General features: G+C 68.2%; 20 protein-coding genes and 2 pseudogenes. 6 read left to right on the plus strand and 16 right to left on the minus strand.

The features are described 5' to 3' along the window. The 7 genes from ABZ904_RS41390 to ABZ904_RS41420 form a co-directional block, all read right to left on the minus strand. Nucleotides 1–357, minus strand: a 357-nt coding sequence (locus tag ABZ904_RS41390) for an SDR family NAD(P)-dependent oxidoreductase (RefSeq protein WP_361829245.1), incomplete at its 3' end; no start/stop codon positions are given. A gap of 71 nt (nucleotides 358–428) precedes the next feature. Next, complete coding sequence (locus tag ABZ904_RS41395) at nucleotides 429–806, minus strand: DUF2255 family protein (protein WP_361829247.1); 378 nt, start codon at nucleotides 804–806, stop codon at nucleotides 429–431. Next, the gene (locus ABZ904_RS41400; RefSeq protein ID WP_361829249.1) at nucleotides 806–2,293 is read right to left on the minus strand and encodes an MFS transporter; all 1,488 of its coding nucleotides are present in this window, start codon (nucleotides 2,291–2,293) and stop codon (nucleotides 806–808) included. The genes ABZ904_RS41395 and ABZ904_RS41400 overlap by 1 nt, the downstream gene beginning before the upstream one ends. A 107-nt stretch (nucleotides 2,294–2,400) precedes the next feature. Then, nucleotides 2,401–3,351, minus strand: coding sequence for an NADP-dependent oxidoreductase (locus tag ABZ904_RS41405; RefSeq protein ID WP_361829251.1), 951 nt, complete (start codon nucleotides 3,349–3,351; stop codon nucleotides 2,401–2,403). Between the two features lie 106 nt (nucleotides 3,352–3,457). Beyond that, the gene (locus ABZ904_RS41410) at nucleotides 3,458–4,480 is read right to left on the minus strand and encodes a zinc-dependent alcohol dehydrogenase family protein (RefSeq protein WP_361829253.1); all 1,023 of its coding nucleotides are present in this window, start codon (nucleotides 4,478–4,480) and stop codon (nucleotides 3,458–3,460) included. Nucleotides 4,481–4,565: 85 nt separating this feature from the next. Further along, nucleotides 4,566–4,970: a cupin domain-containing protein gene (locus tag ABZ904_RS41415; RefSeq protein ID WP_361829255.1), complete on the minus strand. Its 405-nt coding sequence runs from the start codon at nucleotides 4,968–4,970 to the stop codon at nucleotides 4,566–4,568. Nucleotides 4,971–5,047: 77 nt separating this feature from the next. Then, nucleotides 5,048–5,368, minus strand: coding sequence for a carboxymuconolactone decarboxylase family protein (locus ABZ904_RS41420; protein WP_361829257.1), 321 nt, complete (start codon nucleotides 5,366–5,368; stop codon nucleotides 5,048–5,050). A 227-nt stretch (nucleotides 5,369–5,595) separates the two neighbouring features. On the opposite strand from ABZ904_RS41420, the gene ABZ904_RS41425 reads away from it, so the two are divergent. The 4 genes from ABZ904_RS41425 (at nucleotide 5,596) to ABZ904_RS41440 (ending at nucleotide 10,203) form a co-directional block, all read left to right on the plus strand. Further along, entirely contained in the window at nucleotides 5,596–6,522 is a 927-nt protein-coding gene (locus ABZ904_RS41425; protein ID WP_361829259.1) for a helix-turn-helix transcriptional regulator, read from the plus strand. Nucleotides 6,523–7,083: 561 nt separating this feature from the next. Further along, nucleotides 7,084–8,286, plus strand: coding sequence for an IS256 family transposase (locus ABZ904_RS41430; RefSeq protein WP_361829301.1), 1,203 nt, complete (start codon nucleotides 7,084–7,086; stop codon nucleotides 8,284–8,286). A gap of 115 nt (nucleotides 8,287–8,401) precedes the next feature. Further along, nucleotides 8,402–9,910, plus strand: coding sequence for an ISL3 family transposase (locus tag ABZ904_RS41435; RefSeq protein ID WP_361829303.1), 1,509 nt, complete (start codon nucleotides 8,402–8,404; stop codon nucleotides 9,908–9,910). Further along, the gene (locus tag ABZ904_RS41440; protein WP_361829261.1) at nucleotides 9,907–10,203 is read left to right on the plus strand and encodes a hypothetical protein; all 297 of its coding nucleotides are present in this window, start codon (nucleotides 9,907–9,909) and stop codon (nucleotides 10,201–10,203) included. The genes ABZ904_RS41435 and ABZ904_RS41440 overlap by 4 nt, the downstream gene beginning before the upstream one ends. A gap of 240 nt (nucleotides 10,204–10,443) precedes the next feature. On the opposite strand, the gene ABZ904_RS41445 is transcribed toward ABZ904_RS41440, so the two are convergent. The 3 genes from ABZ904_RS41445 to ABZ904_RS41455 are packed head-to-tail and all read right to left on the minus strand — an operon-like array spanning nucleotide 10,444 to nucleotide 12,965. Next, on the minus strand, nucleotides 10,444–10,833 hold the full coding sequence (locus ABZ904_RS41445; RefSeq protein WP_361829263.1) for a hypothetical protein: 390 nt from the start codon (nucleotides 10,831–10,833) through the stop codon (nucleotides 10,444–10,446). 13 nt (nucleotides 10,834–10,846) lie between these two features. After that, entirely contained in the window at nucleotides 10,847–12,016 is a 1,170-nt protein-coding gene (locus ABZ904_RS41450; protein ID WP_361829265.1) for a cyclic GMP-AMP synthase DncV-like nucleotidyltransferase, read from the minus strand. 1 nt (nucleotide 12,017) lies between these two features. Then, nucleotides 12,018–12,965 (minus strand): CBASS cGAMP-activated phospholipase, encoded by a 948-nt coding sequence (locus ABZ904_RS41455; RefSeq protein WP_361829305.1) that lies wholly within the window; start codon nucleotides 12,963–12,965, stop codon nucleotides 12,018–12,020. 217 nt (nucleotides 12,966–13,182) lie between these two features. On the opposite strand from ABZ904_RS41455, the gene ABZ904_RS41460 reads away from it, so the two are divergent. After that, nucleotides 13,183–14,208, plus strand: coding sequence for an XRE family transcriptional regulator (locus ABZ904_RS41460; protein WP_361829267.1), 1,026 nt, complete (start codon nucleotides 13,183–13,185; stop codon nucleotides 14,206–14,208). A gap of 23 nt (nucleotides 14,209–14,231) precedes the next feature. On the opposite strand, the gene ABZ904_RS41465 is transcribed toward ABZ904_RS41460, so the two are convergent. Then, on the minus strand, nucleotides 14,232–15,416 hold the full coding sequence (locus ABZ904_RS41465; protein WP_361829269.1) for a hypothetical protein: 1,185 nt from the start codon (nucleotides 15,414–15,416) through the stop codon (nucleotides 14,232–14,234). Between the two features lie 388 nt (nucleotides 15,417–15,804). After that, nucleotides 15,805–15,933 carry a hypothetical protein gene (locus ABZ904_RS41470; protein ID WP_361829271.1) on the minus strand — a complete coding sequence of 43 codons (129 nt, stop codon included), beginning with the start codon at nucleotides 15,931–15,933 and terminating at the stop codon, nucleotides 15,805–15,807. Between the two features lie 164 nt (nucleotides 15,934–16,097). Here ABZ904_RS41470 and ABZ904_RS41475 point away from each other — a divergent pair, with 164 nt between their 5' ends. Continuing rightward, complete coding sequence (locus tag ABZ904_RS41475; protein WP_361829273.1) at nucleotides 16,098–16,895, plus strand: hypothetical protein; 798 nt, start codon at nucleotides 16,098–16,100, stop codon at nucleotides 16,893–16,895. A 394-nt stretch (nucleotides 16,896–17,289) separates the two neighbouring features. Here ABZ904_RS41475 and ABZ904_RS41480 read toward each other — a convergent pair. The 4 genes and pseudogenes from ABZ904_RS41480 to ABZ904_RS41495 all read right to left on the minus strand — a co-directional run. Beyond that, nucleotides 17,290–17,868 (minus strand): annotated as a pseudogene (locus ABZ904_RS41480) (hypothetical protein); the annotation flags it as partial. Between the two features lie 55 nt (nucleotides 17,869–17,923). Further along, the gene (locus ABZ904_RS41485; RefSeq protein ID WP_361829275.1) at nucleotides 17,924–18,145 is read right to left on the minus strand and encodes a hypothetical protein; all 222 of its coding nucleotides are present in this window, start codon (nucleotides 18,143–18,145) and stop codon (nucleotides 17,924–17,926) included. Between the two features lie 44 nt (nucleotides 18,146–18,189). Next, nucleotides 18,190–19,203, minus strand: a pseudogene (locus tag ABZ904_RS41490) (IS5 family transposase). Between the two features lie 355 nt (nucleotides 19,204–19,558). Next, nucleotides 19,559–20,386, minus strand: coding sequence for a sugar phosphate isomerase/epimerase (locus tag ABZ904_RS41495; RefSeq protein WP_361829277.1), 828 nt, complete (start codon nucleotides 20,384–20,386; stop codon nucleotides 19,559–19,561). Nucleotides 20,387–20,463: the final 77 nt, after the last annotated feature.

The raw sequence follows: 20,463 nt of genomic DNA on the forward strand, positions 1-20,463 counted from the left end.
GGCCAGGGTCATGTCGACGTCGGACGCGGGCGGCACCCAAGCCGATTTTCGCGCCGTCACTACGGCGCGGGCAACGCGCCACCCCAACTTGTGGGGGACGGGGCTGTACTGCAGGACCTCGATCGGCCCGAGGGCGGAGGTCGCGGCGTCCAGGGCCGCGGTCAGGGCCTGATGGTCACGTACGTCGGCGGCGAACCCGCACGCGTGCACGCCGTCCTGGCTCAGCTCGTCGACCAGGGCGTCGAGGTGCTCTTGGCTGCGGGAGATCAGCGCAACGTCGAACCCTTCGCGTCCGAAGCGGCGGGCGACGGCCGCGCCCAGGCCGGGCCCGGCACCGATGATGGCGAGGGTGGTCATGGGTGAGTCTCCTGAAGGGATGGTCGCGGGAGGGGGATTGATGTCCGGTCGGCATGCGCTGGGAGGTGGTGTTAGGGCTGTGGTGCCAGGCGCAGTGTGGTGGCGCGGGCCTGTTCGCTGATCATGGTTTCGACGTAGCCGCTGTAGTGGCCGTACTTCGCCCGGTAGGCGTCGTCCACGCGGTCGTTGACCGCTGGGTCGCTGACGGCGGTGAAGGTGACGTCGGCCTCGGCGCTGCCCGCGCTGATGTGCCCGGTGTGGCTGGCTTGGGCGGTGTTCCACCAGGCGCCGCGGGTGCCGCGCCAGGAGCGGACGTACAGCTCGTCGCGGTCACGGACGACCCAGATGGTGGTCGGCTTACGCAAGGATCCGTCGTCGTCCCTCGGTGCGATGTGCAGTTCTTCGGCTGCAGCAATGTGTTTCAGCGTGTCACGGGTCCAGGTACTCATCAGCCGGTGTCCTTCACGGTGCGGGGTACGGGGGTGCTGGTGTGCTGCTCGGATCCTCCCGTCTGGTTCTGGCTGGGAGCGGGATCCAGTCCGGGGCCAGTCGGGTGGTCCATGTCAGGGCGCAGGAAGCAAGCGGCGACGGCTGCGGCGCCTACGACGGCCGCGGCCAGCAGCAGGCTGGTGCGGACGCCGGTCAGCATGTGGGCTGGGTCGGCGATCAGGGCGCCGAAGACGGCGACGGCGATGGCGCCGCCGAGCTGGCGGGAGGTGTTGAAGACGCCGCTTGCGGTGCCGGTCTGCCGCGCGGGCACGCTGTTGACTAGCAGAGCGGTGGTCGGCGGCATGGCCAGTGGCCCGCCCATGCCCACCGGGAGCATGAGCAGCGCCAGCGCCCATGTCGGGGTCGAACCGGGCACGGCGGCCAGCGCGATCAGGCCGGCCGTCATCAGGAAGAGTCCGAACGCGATGGGAATGCGGGGCCCGAAGCGTTCGGCGGCCCGGGCGGAGAGCGGGTTGATGAACGCCGACAGCATCGTCATCGGCACGAATGCCGTGCCAGTAGCCAGCGCTGACAGTCCGCGCTGCTGCTGCAGGTAGAGGCTGAAGAGGAAGACCATGCCGTAGAAGCCGGCCATGAACGCGAATCCGGCCGAGCAGGAGATGACCACGGTGCGGCGGCGCAGCAGGCCGAGCGGGACCATCGGATGCGCGGCCCGGGACTGCACTCGTACGAAGACAGCCGTGGCGAGCAGCGTCAGTACCGCCGCGGCCCAGACTGGGGGCGCAGTGAAGCCGTGCTCCCCTGCTTCGATGGTGGCGAAGGTGAGGGCGCTCATCGCGATGACGGCGCTGACCTGTCCGGTCACATCGAACGGGGCAGGCTGGCGTGGGGAGTAGGCGGTACGGGACAGAAGCAGCAGCGCAGCCAGGCCGACTGGCAGATTGATGAAGAAGATCATGCGCCAGCTGATGAGGCTGGCTGCTCCTCCGGCGGCCGGCCCGGCCGCGGAGGCGACGGCTCCGCCCACCGCCCACAGCGCGACCGCCCGCGCTCGTTTGACCGGGTCGGTGTAGGCCTCGCGGATCAGGGCCAGCGAGGTCGGCATCATCGCCGCCGCTCCAGCGCCCTGCACGAGCCGGGCGGCGATCAGGACGGGCAGGCTGGGCGATAGCCCGCAGGCGGCCGAGGCGGCCACGAACACCGCCAGTCCGAGGCCGAAGGAGCGGCGGGCGCCGATGCGGTCGGACAGGGAGCCGGCCGACAGCAGCAGGGCGGCGAACATCAGGGTGTAGCCGTCGATCACCCACTGCAGTCCGCTGATGCCGCCGCCCAGATCGGTCCGGATGGCTGGGAGTGCGACGTTGACGACCAGCGCGTCCAGGGTGATGACGAAGAAGCCCAGCAATGCTGCCGCCAGTGCCGCGGCGGGCTGACCTCGGCGTCTGAGGGCGCCTGAGCCTCGCGCGTATTGGGCTGGCAACGACATGACGAGACAACTCCCATCGATCACAAGGAGTGCAGCGCTCGAAGCGCCGCGGAAGTGCAGGCCCGCCCAAGGCGGGCTGGGGTCGGCGCGGGCTGGAAGGTCACAGGTCAGGCAGGGAATTGCAGGATCAGCCGTCCGCGTACTCCGCCCTGCTGCAGCCTCTGGTGGGCTTTTGCGGCCTGGCCCGCCGGGAAGGTCTCGGCGACGCGCGGGGAGAGCACTCCGGCCTCGACCTGCTCCCGCAGGTGTCGGATGGCGGCGTGGTCGGTGACGCGGTCGCGGACGTTGACCGGGTGCACGGTGATGTCACGGCCTGGGTCGCCGTCCCAGAACCGCAGCACCGCGATCTGGCCGCCGTCGCGTACCGCGGGCGTGATGTGCTCGTGCAGCATGGCGGCGTCGACCAGGCCGTCGGCCCCGCACGGGACCAACTTTCGGATCCGGGCGGCGGTATCCGTGCCGCGAGCGATGAACTGCTGCGCGCCGAAGGCGCGCACGGTGGCTTCATCGTTGTGGGAAGCGACAGCGATGACGTTCAGGCCCGCAGTGGCGGCAAGTTGGACGGTGTAGCCGCCGACGGCTCCCGCGGCACCGGTGACCAGCAGCGTGGCCGCTGGCGGGAGGGCGAGCGCGTCGAGAGCGCAGCGGGCGGTCAGCGCGTTCATGAGGAACGACGCCGCGTGGGGGTAGTCGGCGCCGGCGGGTGCGGCGGTGACGGAGGCGGCCGGCAGCACCACGTACGGGCTGTATCCGCCGTGGCGGCCGTGGTTGTCGACCACGGCGACGACATCGTCTCCCGGGCGCAGTTGATAGTCGTCCGGGACGTCTGGCCCGATCTCGTCGACTACGCCGGAGACGTCCATGCCGGGGATGAACGGCGGCTTGAGGTCCTTGTACCAGTCGGCGAGCGAGCCGTCGCGGAGCATGACGTCGGCCGGATTCACGCCGGCGGCACGCACCCGGATACGGACCTGACCGGCTGTGGCGTGCTGCTCGGGAAGTTCGACCGGCTGCAGAACCTCGGGCGGCCCGTAGGTGGTGAGGCCGATTGCCTGCACGAGTACTCTCCAACTTCTTCAGGTGCATGCCGGTCGAGGCCTGTGTGGTGCGGCAGCCGACGGTCCGGCCGCCGCACCACACCTCCCCGTTTCGGGTCTCGGATGGTCAGGGCTTGAGCAGGGCTTTGATGGCGCGGCGTTCGTCCATGGCCTTGTAGCCCTCGGCCACCTGGGACAGCGGCAGCTCGAGGTCGAAGACCTTGCCCGGGTTGATGCGGCCGGACATGACCCGGTCGATCAGGTCGGGCAGGTACTGACGTACGGGGGCTGGGCCGCCCCGCAGGCCGACGTGGGAGTAGAACAGCTGTGTGCCGTCGAGGGCGATGCCGTGGGGGACGCCGACGAAGCCGACGTTGCCGCCCGGACGGGTGGAATTCAGGGCCTGCTGCATCGACTGCTCGTTACCCACGCACTCCAGCACGCGGTCGGCACCGATCCCGCCGGTCATCTCCTTGATACGGGCCACGCCCTCCTCGCCGCGCTCAACGACGATGTCGGTGGCACCGAACTCGCGGGCCAGCTTCTGGCGGGACTCGTGCCGGGACATGGCGATGATCCGTCCGGCACCCAGCTCCTTCGCGGCGATGACCGCGCACAGGCCCACCGCACCGTCGCCGACGACCGCGACGGTGTCACCGGGCTGCACCTCGGCCGCCAGGGCGGCGTACCAGCCGGTGCCCATGACGTCGGAGCACGCCAGCAGGCTGGGAATGTGCTCCTCGGCCGGCTGGGTGGGGGTGGAGACCAGGGTGCCGTCGGCCAGCGGGATGCGGATCCGCTCGGCCTGGCAGCCTTCCGCGCCGACGAACTCGCGGTGCAGGCAGTTGGTCTGGTAGCCGTTCTGGCAGTTCGGGCAGGTGTTGTCGGAGGCGAAGAAGGAGCCGATGACGAACTGGCCCGGCTGGATGGTCTTCACCTCGTCGCCGACTTCCTCGACGATGCCGACGTACTCGTGTCCGAACGGGGTGGGCTGCTCGACCGGGTTGATGCCGCGGTAGTCCCACAGGTCCGAGCCGCACACGCAGGTAGCGACGGTGCGGATGACCGCATCGGTCGGATTGTGGATCTTGGGGTCGGTGCGCTCCTCGAAGCGCACGTCGCCGGGAGCGTAGAGGACAGCTCCGTGCATGGTGGTGCCTTTCTCTGCCAGCGAGAGAGCCCGTCTCCCGCCCGGGGATGCGGGGCGCGGGTAAAGAGGGAGGGGTGCGGGTGTGTCAGGCGGTGCGGGAGCTGCGGCGCGGGCCGTTGTACTCGCCGTCGGTGACGTGCTCCAGCCAGTCGACGCCGTCGGTCTCCCACAGCGCGATGTGGGTCATGAAGTGGTCGGGGGCAGCTCCGTGCCAGTGCTCCTCGCCCGGCGGGGTCCAGATCACGTCACCGGGATGGGCCTGGAGGATCTCGCCGCCGCGGGACTGGATCAGGGCGATGCCCTCGACGATGTAGAGGGTCTGGCCCAGGCCGTGGGAGTGCCAGGCAGTGCGGGCACCGGGGGCGAAGTGCACCGCGTTGGCGCGGGCCTGGGAAGGATCCTCACCGCGGTAGATCACATCTGCCCAGGCATCCCCCGTGAACCACTCGGCCGGCAGCTTCATCGTCGGCGGCTTCTTCAACAGTTCCATGCTCTGTTTCTCCGTACTCGCAAAAGTCTGGCGATCGCGAAGGGAACGAGTGCTCCGCGGCGCGTACGTGATGCTGCTCAGGCGCCGCGCTCGTCGGCGATCTTCTTGAGCTGGGTGATCGCGGTCATGGCGTTCGGCCAGCCCGCGTAGAAGGCCAGGTGCGTGATCGCCTCGGACAGCTCCTCCACGCTCAGCCCGTTGTCCACAGCGACGCGGAGGTGGTAGCCGAGCTGCTCGCTTCGGTACAGGGCGGCCAGCACACTCACGGTCACAAGGCTCCGGTCCCGTGGCGAGAGCCCGGGACGCTTCCAGACGTCCCCGAAGAGGACCTCGTTGGTGACCTCGACAAGCTTCGGCGCGATCCCGGCCAGCTCCGCAGGTGCAGACTGCTGAGGCATGAGGGGCGACTCCTTGATCGAAACACGGGGGGTTACCGGCCACGACCCACTGTGTGGGGGGCGGCCTTCCGGCAGCCGCGACAACCCGTGTTCTGGGCTTCCCCGACGGGTCCAAACGGCCGTCCTTTATCGAGGAAACCGCAGGTCAACATGACGGAGAAGGGTCTGCCGTTACAGGTACTGACAGAACCCCCCACCGCTGCGCCCACCGGCCTAGCCTGGACCGCGTGAGTACCGAGAGCGACATCCGCGACTTTCTGGCCTCCCGCCGCGCCAAGATCACCCCGCAGCAGGCCGGGCTGCCCGCCTACGGCGGGAACCGGCGCGTGCCTGGCCTGCGCCGCGAAGAGGTCGCCCTGCTCGCCGGCGTCAGCATCGACTACTACGTCCGCCTCGAACGCGGCCACATCGCTGGCGCTTCAGAAGAAGTCCTCGACGCCGTCGCGAACGCCCTCCAGCTCGACGACGCCGAACGTGCTCATCTGTTCGACTTGGCCCGCGCCGCCGCCAAACGCCCGGTCCGCCGCGCCCGGCGCGCCCGCGGACCGCTCCCCGACAGCGTCCTGCGCGTCCTGCGCTCTATGACCGACTCCCCGGCCTTCATCCGCAACGGCCGCCTGGACATCCTCGCCACCAACGCCCTCGGCCGCGCACTGTACGCCCCTCTCTTCCCCGACCCCAGCGCCCAGACCGTCAACATCGCCCGTTCCCAGTTCCTCACCCCGGCCGGCCACGACTTCTTCCCCAACTGGGACGAGTCCGTGAACACCACCGTCGCCCTGCTGCGCACCGAGGCCGGCCGCGCCCCTCACGACACCGAGCTGACCGGACTGATCGGCGAGCTCGTCACCCGCAGCGAGGAATTCCGTACCGCTTGGGCCAGGCACAACGTGCGTCTGCACCACACCGGCCGCAAGTCTTTCCGCCATCCCGCCGTCGGCGTGCTCACCGTCGACTTCGACGCCATGGAACTGCCCGCCCACCCCGGCCTGACCCTCACCGCCTACAGCGCCACCCCGGGCACACCCGACCACGACGCCCTACAGCTTCTCGCCGCCTGGAACGCCACCGAAACCGCCCAGCCCACCAGCAAGCCGGCTCCCTCCAGCCAGCAGGATCCGGGAGCAGCGCCCCATGAGGGACGTACTGGCTGAACTCGGAACGCCCAAAGCTTGAACTCCTCGCCCTGACCGGATAGCTGATCGGCCCGCAACCCACACGTGACCACTGCTCGTTTCCGCTGTAGTTGGATACGTTTCCCAAATGGGTCAAGCGGTGTTGGTGGTTCCTCCGGCCGCCTGCTTCCGCTCGTAGGCAATGAGGCTGTCGACGGCGGCGAGAAATCCCTGGTCGAAGTCAGCCTATGAGTGCTGCCTGACGATTGGCCACCTCTCGGCGTTCTTACCAATCGCCAGGATGCGGCGAAGGGAGTCCCCTTCACGCTTCATGGGGCACAGGCAGTCTCAGCCGGATGTGCCTGCTGCTGTGTCGACCGGTGACGAACGCCCGACCCCCGCCGCGCTGCCGTTGGGGTTGCCTTCACACGATTACGGCTGGCGCCAGGACGGCGTGAAGCATCTTGCGGCGGGACTGTACGGTCACTGGTGTAACTCCCGAGCTGGAAGCGACAGTTGATGACTGACGTGGTGAGTGACACCAAGGCCCAGGAGGTGACCGTGGACGAGGTCGTGGAAGACGCCCTGATCCAGCAGCTGATGGCCCGTGCAAAGGACGGCGGGATGAAGCTGGCTGGCGAGGGCGGTCTGCTGCAGCAGCTGACCAAGAGGCTGCTGGAGTCCGCCTTGGAAGGCGAGATCACCGACCACCTGGGCCACGAGAACGGCGAGCGGGCCGAGGACGGGCGGAGGGAGAACTACCGCAACGGCCACCGAGCCAAGACCGTGACCACCGACATCGGCACCGTCGAGATCGAGGTGCCCCGAGACCGGGCCGGCACCTTCGAGCCGATGATGGTCAAGAAGCGCCAGAAGCGCCTTGCAGGTATCGATGAGATGGTGCTGTCCCTGTCCGCCAAGGGCCTGACCCACGGCGAGATCTCCGCCCACCTGGCCGAGGTCTACGGGGCGAACGTCTCCAAGCAGACCATCTCCACCATCACCGACAGCGTGGTCGCGGGGATGACGGAATGGCAGAACCGGCCGCTCGATGCGGTTTACCCGGTCGTCTTCATCGACTGTGTGAACGTGAAGATCAGGGAGGGGCAGGTCGCCAACCGGCCCGTCTACATGGCCGTGGCGGTCACCGCCGAGGGCCACCGCGACATCCTCGGCCTGTGGGTCGGCGACGGGGGCGAGGGCGCGAAATATTGGCTCCAGGTGCTGACCGAGATCAAGAACCGCGGCGCCGCGGACGTGCTGATGCTGGTCTGCGACGGGTTGACGGGGCTGCCGGACGCGGTCAATGCGGTCTGGCCTGCGACGATCGTGCAAACGTGCGTCGTTCACCTGTTGCGCAACTCGTTCAAGTACTGCGGGCGGCAGGACTGGGAGAAGATCGCGCGTGGACTGAAGCCGGTCTACACCGCGCCGACCGAAGAGGCCGCGCTGGAGCGGTTCATGGAGTTCGCCGAGGCGTGGGGGAAGAAATACCCGGCGATCGTGCGGTTGTGGGAGTCGTCCTGGTCGGAGTTCGTGCCGTTCCTGCGGTTCGACGTGGAGATCCGCCGGATCGTATGTACCACCAATGCCATCGAGTCGATCAACGCCCGCATCCGCAAGGCTGTGCGCGCCCGTGGGCACTTTCCGACGGAGCAGGCCGCGCTGAAGTGCGTGTATCTGGCGGTGATGAGCCTGGACCCGACCGGGACAGGACGGCGGCGCTGGGCGATCCGCTGGAAGCCCGCACTGCAAGCATTCGACATCACCTTCGACGGACGACTCTCGGCCGCCCGCCGCTAGAACCCGACAACCGAGTTACACCACTGGCTGGGCTCTGGCCCGTAGTCGGTGGTGACACCGAGTAGCCGCCCTTGATCCTGATCTTGTGATGGATATCAACTCCCTTATGAAGACAGTGTTTTCAGGGCTTTCGGCGCTGGTCATCGAGGACGTGGCGGACGGCGGCGACGCGGTGGTGGTATCGGCCCGGACCCGGGATGTGGCGGTTCCGTGTCCGGTGTGCGGGACGCCGACGGCGAAGGTGCACGGGTACCACGGCCGGACGGTGACGGACGTGCCTGTCGACGGCCGCCAGGTCGTCGTCCGCCTGCGCGTACGACGGCTGGTCTGCCCTGTCTCGGGCTGCCGGCGGCAGACCTTCCGCGAGCAGATTCCCGGACTGCTGGAGCGCCATCAGCGCCGCACGGTGCGTCTTGTCGGGCAGATATCCCAGGTGACGCGGGAGTTATGCGGCCGGGCGGCCGCACGCCTGGCCGGTCTGCTGGCCGTACCCATTTCCCGCAGTACTGCCCTGCGTTATCTGCGGCGCCTGCCGCTGCCGCAGCAGGCGGTCCCGCGGGTGATCGGCGTGGACGATTTCGCACTGCGCCGGCGGCACCGATACGCCACGATCATCACGGACGCCGAGACCGGCAGACGCATCGCGGTCCTGCCCGACCGCGAGGCGGGCACCCTGGAGTCCTGGCTGCGGGAGCACGGCAGCGGTGTCGAGGTCGTGTGCCGGGACGGCTCGGCCACCTATGCCGAGGCCGTCCGCCGTGCCCTGCCCGACGCGGTGCAGGTCAGCGACCGATGGCACCTCTGGCACAACCTGTGCGACAAAGTCCAGCTCGAGGTCCGGGCCCACGCCGGATGCTGGGCCACCATCAACCCGCCCCGCCCCGGCGGAGTACGCGAGCAGACCACACTCGAACGCTGGAACAAGATCCACGATCTCCTCGGCCAGGGCGTCGGACTGCTCGACTGCTCCCGCCGCCTCAACCTGGCCCTGAACACCGTCAAACGCTACGCCCGCATGCCCGAACCCCAGGCCCTGCGCATCGCCCCCACCTACCGGCCCACCCTCGTCGACCCCTACCGTGACCACCTGCGTCGGCGCCGTGCCGAGGATCCCGCCGTCCCGGTCACCCACCTCCTCGAAGAGATCCGGGAGTTGGGCTACACCGGCAGCGCCAACCTACTGGTTCGCTACCTCAACCAGGGCCGCGCCGAAGGCGACCGCCCCGTCACCACCCCGCGCCACGCCAGCCGCCTCCTGCTCACCGACCCCGACAATCTGCGCCCGAAGGAAACGACTTTGCTGGAGAAGATCGCCGCGGCCTGCCCGGAGATGACCGCACTCGCCGATCTCGTACGCCGCTTCGCCGCCCTGCTGAAACCGGCCGAGGGCAACGACGTCAAACTCACCGAGTGGATCAACACCGCCCGCGCCGTCGACCTGCCTCACCTGCGCAGTCTCACCAACGGACTCGAAATCGACCGCGCCGCCGTGCATGCCGGCCTCACCTTGCCCTACCACAACGGCCGCACTGAAGGCGTCAACACCCGCACCAAAAGGATCATGAGGCAGATGCATGGACGCGCCGGATTCGACCTCCTCCGCCACCGCATTCTCCTGCCTTGACGGACACCCAGCGTCACCACCGACTACGGGTCAGAGCCACTGGCTGGACACACCCCGTACTGGCGGGCTTCGAGGCCGACTTGAGCCTGTACCGGCTCGAGGAAAACGCCCTGAGCAAGCACGCCGCCCAACTGCACCAGCTCACCGGCGGCTACTTCAAAGCCCTCACCTACGCCATCTCCACCGCAGCGGTCATCGCGATCCGCAGCGGCAGCGAGAACATCACCGAGAAAGAGATCAAAGCCGCGACAGCCCAGCTCGGCCCCTGGCAACCAGCCGCAGACCAGCCGTGAAGCCGGGCCGGCCCTCACTAGCTCGGCTGCCGGATGGTCGGAGCCCGCCCGCCGAGCTCCGTCCCGCCCCCGGCAGGAGGCCGCTGTCTTGCCCCGGTCGGGTCACCGGAATCATCGGCACGCTCGTACCTCCAGGACTGGGCCCCGTTTAATCTCCCCCGGCAGCACCGGCTCATCCTTGGGCTCCGACCGGTTCCGCTGAAGCGACGTCTTCACCCGACCGAGGTGGCCGTGCCTCGGTCACGGATTCCGGCTCGGGGGTGACGCCACTGCGTGCTCGTCACCGGTGCCGGTCCAGCGCCCGAGGACCAGCCAGAGTTCGTAGTGCAGGAACCATGCCGCGGTCCACGGCAGGATCGTGTCCGCGAGAAGCATGTGTTCCTTCCACTCTCCGGGCAGGTACAGGCACAGGTCGCCGTCGGGGTAGACGTGCGGAAGTTCTGTGGCGTCCGGGTGCAGTGCCAGCGGCGGGCCGGTGACGCTCACGCGGGGCCTGCACCGGTGGCGGTAGACGATCCGCACCGGGTAGCTCCTGCTCACGGGGGTGGGCTGCAGGGTGAGGGTGCAGCGCAGTTCGCCGCCTCGTACGGTTCCCCGGGCGCCGGGGATGGCCGCTTTGATCGCAGCCATCTGGAGGGCGAGGTTAACCGCGCGTGCCGGGGTGCTGGCCATAGTAGGTGGTCGGCTTTCTGCGGGGGCCGGTGGCGGTCGCGGAGAGCAGTCCGGTGGCGCCCATCCGCTGGTCGGTGGGGGCCTTCATGCGGGCGCCGTAGCGTGCGAAGGAGTGCTTGACGGGTTCGGGGTCGAAGGACTTGACGAGCTGGGCGTAGACCACGTCCAGGCCCTTGGACTCCGTCAGGGCGAGGTTGTCCATGATCGCGCTGGTCTCGTCGTACCAGGCGCGGAAGGCCCGGCGCCGCTCAGGGTATTCGTTCCATTTGTCGGTGAAGTTCTCTTCTTCGTGGGCAGGGTTGGGAACCCACCACTGGCCCTCGCGCTTCTCGATGAAGTGCGGCATGGCGGCGAGGACGTTGCGTACGGCGGTGAACAGATCGTCCTCGCCTCGGTAGGCGCGGCCGGCAAGCGTGGTCAGGAGGATGGACGGCGGCCGGTTGTCGATGTCGTCGCGGAAGAAGAACATGCAGTGCCATTTGAGGATCTGCACGAGTCGCTGCAGGGTGCTGCGGATGTGGTGTTCGGGGACCTGCTGGACGCCGGCGACGAGCCGCTTTTCGAGGAGGGCGCGGGAGAGTTCCGAGCGCTCGCGGAACCAGTCCGCGTAGCCCAGCGGATTGCTGTGCTGCCACTTGTGGAGCTTCTTGTCCGTCAGGAGGATGCCGGTGGGCGGGTGTTCGTCGTCGGGGATGGCGGGCAGGACGTCGAGGTGGAAGCCCGGGTATCCGAGGGTCCAGCAGCGGCGGCGGGCTTCGAGGCTGTCGGGGCCGTCGGTGTGGCCCTGGCGCTGCTTCCAGTCCCGGTAGGCCACCAACTGGTCGCCGACTCGCTGCTTGAGGTCCTCCTTCGTGGTGCTGTCCCGGTGCAGCGGGAGCCGGCAGACGAGGTCGATGTCGTACTCGCCGGTCTCGGTGTGGGGGCGGACCACGGTGCCGAGGAGGAAGGAGCCCTGGGAATGGATCTCCCATCCGGGGCTGCCGTTCTCGGCGAGCCAGTTCCCGGCCTCTTCGTAGCGCCGGACGGCGGTCTCGTAGAGGTCCGGGGAGATGTCGAGGACTTCCACGGCGCCGCCGAGCAGCATGGACAGCATCTGTTCGGGCGTGTCGGTGTTGACCCGCGCCTGGTGGTACGCGTTCACGTCATTCCTTACGAGCGGGGTGGAGTGGGACGAATGCAGGGGCGAGGTGATCGCAGAAGGTGCGGTGGACGGCCGGGGAGACGTCGCGGCTGACGTGTCCGGCCCATCCCGAGAGGGTGGTGGTGTCGACGTCGTCCAGCGCGAGGGCGCCGGTGGGGACCGTCGGGTTGAGGCGGAGCACGTTGTCCTTGCCGACGAAGTGGCGCACCTGCTTGGCGGCGCTCTCGCTCTGTGCCCGCATGAGGACCTCGACCGCGTCGCGGGCCCAGGGCAGCAGGCCGCCGCGGTCGAGACGGCGGTGGCGGTGGCGGACGTCGGTCGTGGTGCCGAGGCTGAACACCCGGATGGCGTCGAGGGGCACGGACAGCGGGCCGACCGCCTCGGTCAGCGCGACCATGGCCGGGTTGTTCGCCCAGACGCCGCCGTCGACGAGCCTGGCTCCGTCCAGGGCCATGCCGGGCAGGTAGGTCGGGGCGGCGGAGGTGGCCAGCGCGACGTTGACGGCCTTCTCCCGCCAGTCCCGCTTGAGGCCGGGCAGATGCGGGGTCCGGAAGAGGTAGACGTCGTCGGCGGCGACGTTGTAGGAGGTGATCACCAGGCGTTTGGTGCTTTCCCCGAAGGTCCGCTCGCCGAAGACTTCGGTCAGGGCCGCGCGCAGCGGCTCCGCGCCGTACTTGGCACGTAGCAGGTGCCGCACTCCCCGCAGCCGGCTGCGGTCGCGGAAGATGCGCGGCCCGTGCTCGGTGTAGAACTCCAGGATCTGCCGGGGAGTCAGCCCGAGTCCGAGGCCCAGCGCGATGATTCCGCCGGTCGAGGTGCCCGAGATCAGATCGAAGTGGTCAGCGATGCGAATGTCGAGGTCCTCTTCGAGGCGGGCCAGGACCGCGGCGGAGAACATTCCGCGGAAGCCGCCGCCGTCGAGGGCGAGTATCTGGAAACGCTGCGTCAGTTCAACCGCCCCCGGGCTATGGGCTCTTCGAGGATCCTGCCCCTGAGGACGGGATCTTCACCGTTGAGAGTACTTAATATCACGACACGCGTTTCCGCGTAGGTTTCTGCGTGCGAGTCGTAAGGTTTGTGTCGGTCGCGCGCCCCAAAGCGTGTGCGGCACGCGTGTTCCGCAAAGATGCGGGGACCAAGATCAGACAGGTCAGGCAAGGGGACAGATGAGCACGCAGGCGTTCGAGCGCACCCGGCTGCGGACCGCCCGCGAACTGGCCGGGCTGACTCAGACGCAGCTCGCCCGAAAGAGCGGGCTCACTTCTGCCGCGATCAGCCAGTTCGAGAGCGGTGCGGCACGGCCCAGTCCGGACACGTCCGGTGTCCTGGCCAGGGTTCTCGCGGTGCCCCCGGAGTTCTTCCGTGAAGCGATGGTCGAGAGCCATGAGGGTTTCTTCCGGTCGCTGCGCCGAACCTCGGTGTCCGACCGCCGCCGCGCCCGGGCCATCGCTCACGTCGCCCACGACCTGGCCGTCCACGCCTCGTCCGCGCAATGGTTCCGTACCTGCGACGTGCCGATGCTCCCCGTGAGTGGGCTGCAGGCCCAGCGTGCCGAGATCGAGGGGACCGCGGCCCGCGTCCGGGCGATGTGGGGACTGCCGGCGGGACCGATTGCCGATGTCGTGGGACTTCTCGAGACGCACGGGGTCGCGGTGACCCGTCTCCCCCTCGGCAACACGGACGTGGACGCCTTCTCCCTGCCGTTTTCCGACCATCCGGTCGTCGTCCTGGGAACCGACAAGAACGACCGTGCCCGCTCCCGCTTCGACAGCGCGCACGAACTCGCCCACCTCGTGCTGCACGGCGAGCAGATCTGGGGCGTCAAGGAAGTCGAGACCCAGGCCCACCAGTTCGCAGCGGCCTTCCTCATGCCCGCCGAGGACATCCGCGACCAGTTGCCGACGAAAGTGGACTGGCCAGCCCTGTTCGCGCTCAAGCGGCAGTGGCAGGTGTCTCTGGCCGCCCTGCTCATGCGAGCCCGGACCCTGGGGCGCATGAGCGAGAACACCTATCTGAGCGCCATCAAAGCGGCGTCCGCCCGCGGGTGGCGCCGCACCGAACCCGTCCCCCTCGGACCGCCGGAGCAGCCAACGAGGCTCCTTGCCTATCTCGCCTCTGCCGACAGCAGCCGCGCACGGGCCTTCCTGCCACCACAGATCGTGGAAAGTCTCCACACCGCGTCAGCGGCATAGCCGCACCGGCCCGCCCCCGCGCGCTACACCGCGCCGCCGTCCGTAGGCGAGATCTGCGAGCCACGCTCCCGGTGACTCATGGCCTCGGCGATCAACTCGCGGCACACGTCGATCAGTTCTGCTGGCTGGTCGCGCACACGCCCCAACCGAACAGCACGTTCCAGGACCGCCTGGTCGTCCAGCGAGTCGAGCCAGTCTCGGACCGTTTCCACTGCGGGCACTTCCGAGACTGGGGCCAGAACCTCGACGAGACCGCTGCGAGCTACGACGGCCATGAGCCTGTCTCTGGCACGCACACCAGCGGGTTCCAGGCCAGCAGTTGCCAGTCCCCCACGCAGATCCTCGTGCCCGACCGCGATGTCGAGCTGCGGCGGCAGCGGACTCACGGTGTGGCCGCCGGTGATGAGGACGGGGACGGCTATGGTGCGCACCCACTCCTCGAGCAACTGCAACTCCTGTGCTGCGATGGCCCATTCCTTGGTGTGAGGACGCTGCAACGACACCGTCGTCACAACGGAGAAAGGGATACGGGCACCACGCGGGGCACTGGCGAGCACATCGCCTTCCTTCAGCGGCAAGCCGTCACCGGGCCGTGGCCGACGTTTGAGAGGGAGCGCAACGGTCAGGTCACTACGCGGATCGTCCGGGTACACAGCCCCGAGCCGGGGTTCCAGGACGGCTGGGGCACGATGCTTGGCCAGATTGGTGTAGGCGGCCAGGAGACGCATCGGATGCTCGTCAGGGTCCCGGCGCTGGAACGGCTGGAGCCGCTCGATGCGCTGCGCGAGAGGCGTTCCAGCATGCAGTGGCGAAAGCCTGCGCCGCCGGCCGTCTCGGAACCACTTGGCGAGCGTCCCGGCGTCCGTGGTGGCGGGCATCTCGACGCCCCGCGCTTCCTCTTCCGTCAGGGGCCGTCCGAGGCCGGCCTCCACCTCCGCGTACAGAGTGTGCTCCAACGCGGCCCGCAGCTGGGTGAGGGCGTCGGCTACGAGCCGCGGGATCGCGTGCGGGAGCGGGGCCACAGCCTTGACCACAATCTCCGACCGGTCACCGTTAACCACCTCGGCGAATGTGACCGGCCCTTGCTCGCTGTAGTCATGTGTCAGCCGGAGCAGCCGGTCGATCGTGTGGTCCACATGAGCCAGCGTCGCAACCACGTGAAGTTGGTGGTCCGGCAGCCAGGAGCAGTCCGCGTCGGAAGGGCTCATGGACACGACCCTAACGACAGACACCCTGCGCCTCGCAGCCAGCCAAGAGCGCGCAGCCCAGGTTCAGTCATAACGGGGGTTGGCCATGACCATGGCTTCTCGAACGGTGCTGCAGGGCCACGACGCTCCGTCACACCCAGTACACACAGGATCGGTGCGGTTGCTCGGCGCGTGAGCAATCAGCCGCCACGCTGCGCGCCCAGCGCTCATCGGCGGACATCCCTCGGGCTGACTCCCCTGCGAGCCGCACCGCCAAGTCGTACGCGGCAAGCTGCTCGTCAATACCACCAGTCACAGAGAGCGAGGCTACCGAACTGCGTCTGAGCACCGAAGACCCTCACCGCCCGCCCCCGGTCGACCTCAGGCATTCAAGGAAGAAGCTGAGTTACTACCGCCACAGGTCCAGGGCCCAGCGTCCGAGCTCCCTCACTGCACCCGACACGACCCACCCGGCGGTGGTCTTCAGCGCCTCGTGCCGCCAGGCCCGGTCATGCCACTTCGCTGCGAACTTCTTCATCGCCTGCCCCTCCTCGGATCCCGGCCTCGCTGGCCGGCCCGAGCACCACTGATGCCGTTCGGCCTGGGGTTCAGCGACCCCTAGGCCCGCCGAACGGGACGTCGACGCAGGCCGCACCTGGTGGAATTGGTGTTCAGCGGAGGTTCAGACTGAACGGGGGACGCATGAACGACCGGCCTGCGGCCGAGCGACTGGCGCGCGCGCTGAGGGAGCTCAAGGAGAAGGCCGGCCGCCCGTCGTATGCCGTGATCGCGGCATGGGGCCGGCAGCAGGTCCCCGCCGTCAACTTGACCAAGGGCAAACTCAGCGCGTGGTTCAAGGGCATGAGCGTGCCCGCCGATGGCCGGCCCTTCGAGCTCCTTGTCGAGTTGCTCGAGGCCCGTGCCCAGCAAAGATCTGGCACTCCCAGGCGCGGTCTTCCCCAATGGCAGGCGATGCGGAAAGCAGCGGCCATTGAGCAGCGCCGCGCTGGCTCCGGCGGCTCTGTTCCCTCAAGCACTGTGCCGATGAGGGAGACGGACCCTGTCGTGCGGCTGGTCACTCAGGCCGGGGAGTTCATGCGGGAAGCAGACAGGGTGTTCGCTGCCGTCGTACAACGCGAACATTCCCCCCGCCGCGATTACCCGACGAAGACAGTGACGACGCCAGATGGCTGGTCCTTCGATGTTCCGGTCGGGCCCGTACCTGCCGGTCCCACAGACGTGGAGGCGCTGGCCGAAGTCGACCGCGCATTGGTCGGAGTGCGAGCGGATGCAGAACGCACAGCGACGCTGATGCCTGGCCTGGAAAGTCACGTGAGCGGTGTGCTGGTTGCGTGCACTGATGTGCGGAGGTCCTGCGTGAGTATCACCCATGACGATGACGGCCGACCAGACAGCTCCTACCCGGCGGATCTGCTGAAACTCACGGGAGCACTGAACGAGTTCAAGGAAGTGGCTGCCGCACTACGGCGTGGCGCCTGAGCGGCATCACGGTCCGGGACAGGCCCCGCCCCGGACCCGTTGCGGACGCAGGGCCTCAACTCCTACTGGCACCTTGAAGAACAAGCTCAACGGGGACAAGCCATGACCAGCGGCATCACCGCCGCTGCCAGTCCGACTCACACCGCGGCTCAGGCACGGGCCCTGACCAGAGCAAACCAATTCGCCCAATCGCGCAGCACTATGGAAATCCCGCGCCGATCACTACATTCCGAGACAATCACTAAACCTGCACTCCAGAGCCTTCCCAGATCCCCAAGCGCTGCAGAAACCCCCAGCTCAGAGCAGCGTCAGACCGCAGCCAACAATCCTGAAACGATCACTAGACTCGCAGGTCAGAGCGTCACTCATCTGGTGATCAATAGCAGATTTGTCAGTGGAACACCTCGATCAGGCCGTAGAAGGTGTCCTCATCCCACGCCTTCGGGGCCAGGGGCCACAGGTGAGGGATGCCGAGACGACGGTCGATGACTTCGGAAGGGTCCGGCAGGTCCCGCGGGTCGTCGACGCATTCCTCGTCGAACACTTCGACCAGGTAGCCGTTGTCCGCGAACTCGCTGATGATCCGCGCGAAGTCGCGCCGGGTGTCCCGCGGCGTGCTGCCGTCGTGCGAGAGCCCGCTGCCGCGGCGCTGCGGCCAGTACGGTCGTGGTGCAGCGGCGTGCCGGAGCTCGGCTGCACGGTCGACCAGCTCGGTGAACCACTCCCGCTTGCCCGCTCCGGCCCGCCTGCCCCAGCCGGGGGTGGTCGTTGCCCAGGGGTCGTCCATGGGGGCGGTGTGCTTGGGCAGGTCCTTGAAGTCGGCGACCGCCGTGGTGCCGGCCAGGGCCTCCGTCATGAGCCATATCGCCTGGTCCTCCCATGAGGTGTTCGAGGACCGAAGGATGCGCTCGCCCTCGGATACGAACAGCGATGCGGGCCAGAGGAGTTCGTAGTTGCTCAGGTCCAGACTCACGGCAACATCATCACCCATCGGGGCGTGTCCCGGCCCTGAGCGATGGATTCCCGTATCAGTCCTGGATGAGCTGCTGGAACTGCGGACATCCGACGGCATGCCACTCCCTGACGAGGATCTCCCCGTCACTGACGACGACCTCCGCGTGCCACGGCAGGCAGTCGTGGCACGCGTGGATCTCGTACGAGTTGCCGTCGTCGTCGAACGCCCTGAGATCCACGGAACAGACCGGCGCTCGGTAGATGACGTCCTGTTGCGGATCGGAACCTTCTGCCATGAAGGCCAGTATCTACGTGAGCTAGGGCCTGTTCTGAGTTCTGATCATTGGGCGGGTCGCAGGCTGCGCAGCCAGATGACGGCACCCCGCAGGTGCAGCCCGGCCTCGTAGCTGCGCGGCCTCACAGTCATAGCGCGTGGCCAGCCCCCGCCACTCCTTGATCTTGTTGATGGCGCGTTCGACGGTGTTGCGCTCCTTGTACAGCGCCGCATCGTGGCCGACGGGACGACCGCCGTGCGGGCCCTTCTTCTTGCGGTTTGCCGCCTGGTCTGCCTTCTCCGGGATCACGGCTCGGATCTTGCGCCGGCGCAGGTAGTTGCGGTTGCGGCGGGAGGAGTACGCCTTGTCCCCGGCCACAGCGTCCGGCCGGGTTCGGGGTCGGCCGACCCGGCCCCGCACCTTGATTTTGTCCACGACCTCGGCGAAGCGGGGGCTGTCGGCGGCCTGGCCGGGCGTGAGCACGAAAGACAAGGGGCGGCAGCGCCGGTCGGCCGAGACGTGGGTTTCGGTGGTCAGCCCGCCGCGTGAGCGACCGAGGTCCGCGGTGCGCAGTCGCGCCTGGCGGAGGCGGCGTACACGACGACGTTCCTCCCGGGCTCGCGCCTCGCCGGCCTCGGCCGGATCTTCGGCCAGGGCTATCGCGGCGTTTTGCCCGGTTGGTGAAGCCCCTTTTCCTCCTCCACCGCCTGCGCTAGTTCGTCCAGCAGTTCCGGATCGACGCGCATCCCGGCCGCGTGGTGGTGCGCGCGGGCCACGGTGGAGTCCACGCTGACCAGCGAGAGATCCACCTGGCCGCGGGCCGCCGCCTCGGCGATCATGCCGTCCATCAGCGCCTGGAAGACGCCCGCCTTCGCCCACTGCTCGAAGCGCCCGTACACGGTCGACCAGGAGCCGTAGCGCTCGGGGATATCGCGCCACGGGCTCCCGGTGCGGAACCGCCACATGACCGCGTTGAACTGCCGTCGCACCGCCTCCGGGTCGTACGGTCCGCGCCCGCCTACCGGCAGGAACGGCTCGACCAGGGCCCACTCATCGTCCGCCAGATCGCCTCGTGCCACGGCCAGTTGTCTACAGCGAAGCGGAGGCACGGCGCAGCCGATCAGCCGAACTTGATCGAAACTCAGAACAGGCCCTAGTTCCGCCCGTCCGGCGAGCAGTTGCCTGGCTCGGCTGTGCCGATCCTGCCCCGAAGTGGGTAGAGCGGTGTACTCATCGGCGTCTTGCTTCCAGCGTTCCCAGGACCAGGACCGGCCCGCGCTGGGGATCGGTGATCAGAGCGTGCACCGCAGCAGCAATCCGCTCGCCCAGCTGGGCGTCGCCGAGGTAGTGCTGCGCCGCCCGGGAGCCGAGTACGCCACCTCGGCGGCTGCCACGGATCGCCCCTGCTTCGCGGGCAGGGGCGATCCGGTTTGGTCACCGGTATGCGATGCCCTCGTCGTCGAGCAGGTTCGTGAACGCGCGGTGGGCGATGGCGAATCGTTGGCCGCCACTGAATCCGCCCATGACGCCGACGGCGGCCAGATGGGGTTCCAGTGAGAAGAACCCGTCGAAGCCGTCGGTGTGCAGCGCCCGGAGGGTCTCGCGGACCTCACCGTCGCCCTCCCCTGCGGGCACAGGCGTGCCGGTGGTCCGGTCGGCGTCCTTGATCTGCACGTACTCCAGGTGCGAGCGGATCATCGCGTAGCCTTCGGTGTAGGGTTGGATGCCGCATTGCACGAAGTTGGCGGAGTCCCACGCCAGCCGTAGCTGCTCGGACCCGACGGATTCGATGATGTCGAGGCAGCGCTGCGGGATGTCGCCGTAGATGTGTTTCTCGTTCTCGTGCAACAGCACGATGTCGTGCCCGCGGGCCCGTTCCGCCAGGGCGGCCATTCGGCGCAGGACCTCGTCGCGGTGCCTGGCGGGGTCGTCGCCCTCGGGCAGGAAGAACGAGAAGATCCGGATGTAAGGCGCTTGCAGGAGCTCGGCGACCTGTAGGGCCCGGTCAAAGCGTCGTAGGTGTTCTTCGAAGTCGTCGTCCACCTGGATCTTGCCGATCGGCGAGCCGATCGACGAGGTCCGCAGGTCGTTGCGGGCCAACGTCTTGGCCACCTGGTCGAGTTGTGTGTCGTCCAGGTCGAGTACGTTGGTGTCCCAGGCGCTGCGCAACTCAATGTGCTCGATACGCAGCTCACCCAGAACGCGGCACTGCTCGTCGAGGTCCGGGGAGATTTCGTCGGCGAAACCGGACAGGGTCCACATGAGTGGCTCTCCTTGTGTCTGGAAGGTCGAAGGGGGAGTTGGGGGCCGAGGTCGTTGTCGCGGCGCGGCTCCCGCGG

It is taken from the genome of Streptomyces sp. NPDC046900 (genome assembly GCF_040644975.1).
Lineage (GTDB): Bacteria > Actinomycetota > Actinomycetes > Streptomycetales > Streptomycetaceae > Streptomyces.

Coding starts and splice junctions, on each gene's coding strand:
- ABZ904_RS41465 (WP_361829269.1), bottom strand. CDS start 15,416: ATGAGCCCTTCCGACGCGGACTGCTCCTGGCTGCCGGACCACCAACTT.
- ABZ904_RS41485 (WP_361829275.1), bottom strand. CDS start 18,145: ATGGCAGAAGGTTCCGATCCGCAACAGGACGTCATCTACCGAGCGCCG.
- ABZ904_RS41430 (WP_361829301.1), top strand. CDS start 7,084: ATGGCCCGTGCAAAGGACGGCGGGATGAAGCTGGCTGGCGAGGGCGGT.
- ABZ904_RS41410 (WP_361829253.1), bottom strand. CDS start 4,480: ATGCACGGAGCTGTCCTCTACGCTCCCGGCGACGTGCGCTTCGAGGAG.
- ABZ904_RS41470 (WP_361829271.1), bottom strand. CDS start 15,933: ATGAAGAAGTTCGCAGCGAAGTGGCATGACCGGGCCTGGCGGCACGAG.
- ABZ904_RS41445 (WP_361829263.1), bottom strand. CDS start 10,833: ATGGCTGCGATCAAAGCGGCCATCCCCGGCGCCCGGGGAACCGTACGA.
- ABZ904_RS41400 (WP_361829249.1), bottom strand. CDS start 2,293: ATGTCGTTGCCAGCCCAATACGCGCGAGGCTCAGGCGCCCTCAGACGC.
- ABZ904_RS41420 (WP_361829257.1), bottom strand. CDS start 5,368: ATGCCTCAGCAGTCTGCACCTGCGGAGCTGGCCGGGATCGCGCCGAAG.
- ABZ904_RS41495 (WP_361829277.1), bottom strand. CDS start 20,386: ATGTGGACCCTGTCCGGTTTCGCCGACGAAATCTCCCCGGACCTCGAC.
- ABZ904_RS41415 (WP_361829255.1), bottom strand. CDS start 4,970: ATGGAACTGTTGAAGAAGCCGCCGACGATGAAGCTGCCGGCCGAGTGG.
- ABZ904_RS41475 (WP_361829273.1), top strand. CDS start 16,098: ATGAACGACCGGCCTGCGGCCGAGCGACTGGCGCGCGCGCTGAGGGAG.
- ABZ904_RS41460 (WP_361829267.1), top strand. CDS start 13,183: ATGAGCACGCAGGCGTTCGAGCGCACCCGGCTGCGGACCGCCCGCGAA.
- ABZ904_RS41395 (WP_361829247.1), bottom strand. CDS start 806: ATGAGTACCTGGACCCGTGACACGCTGAAACACATTGCTGCAGCCGAA.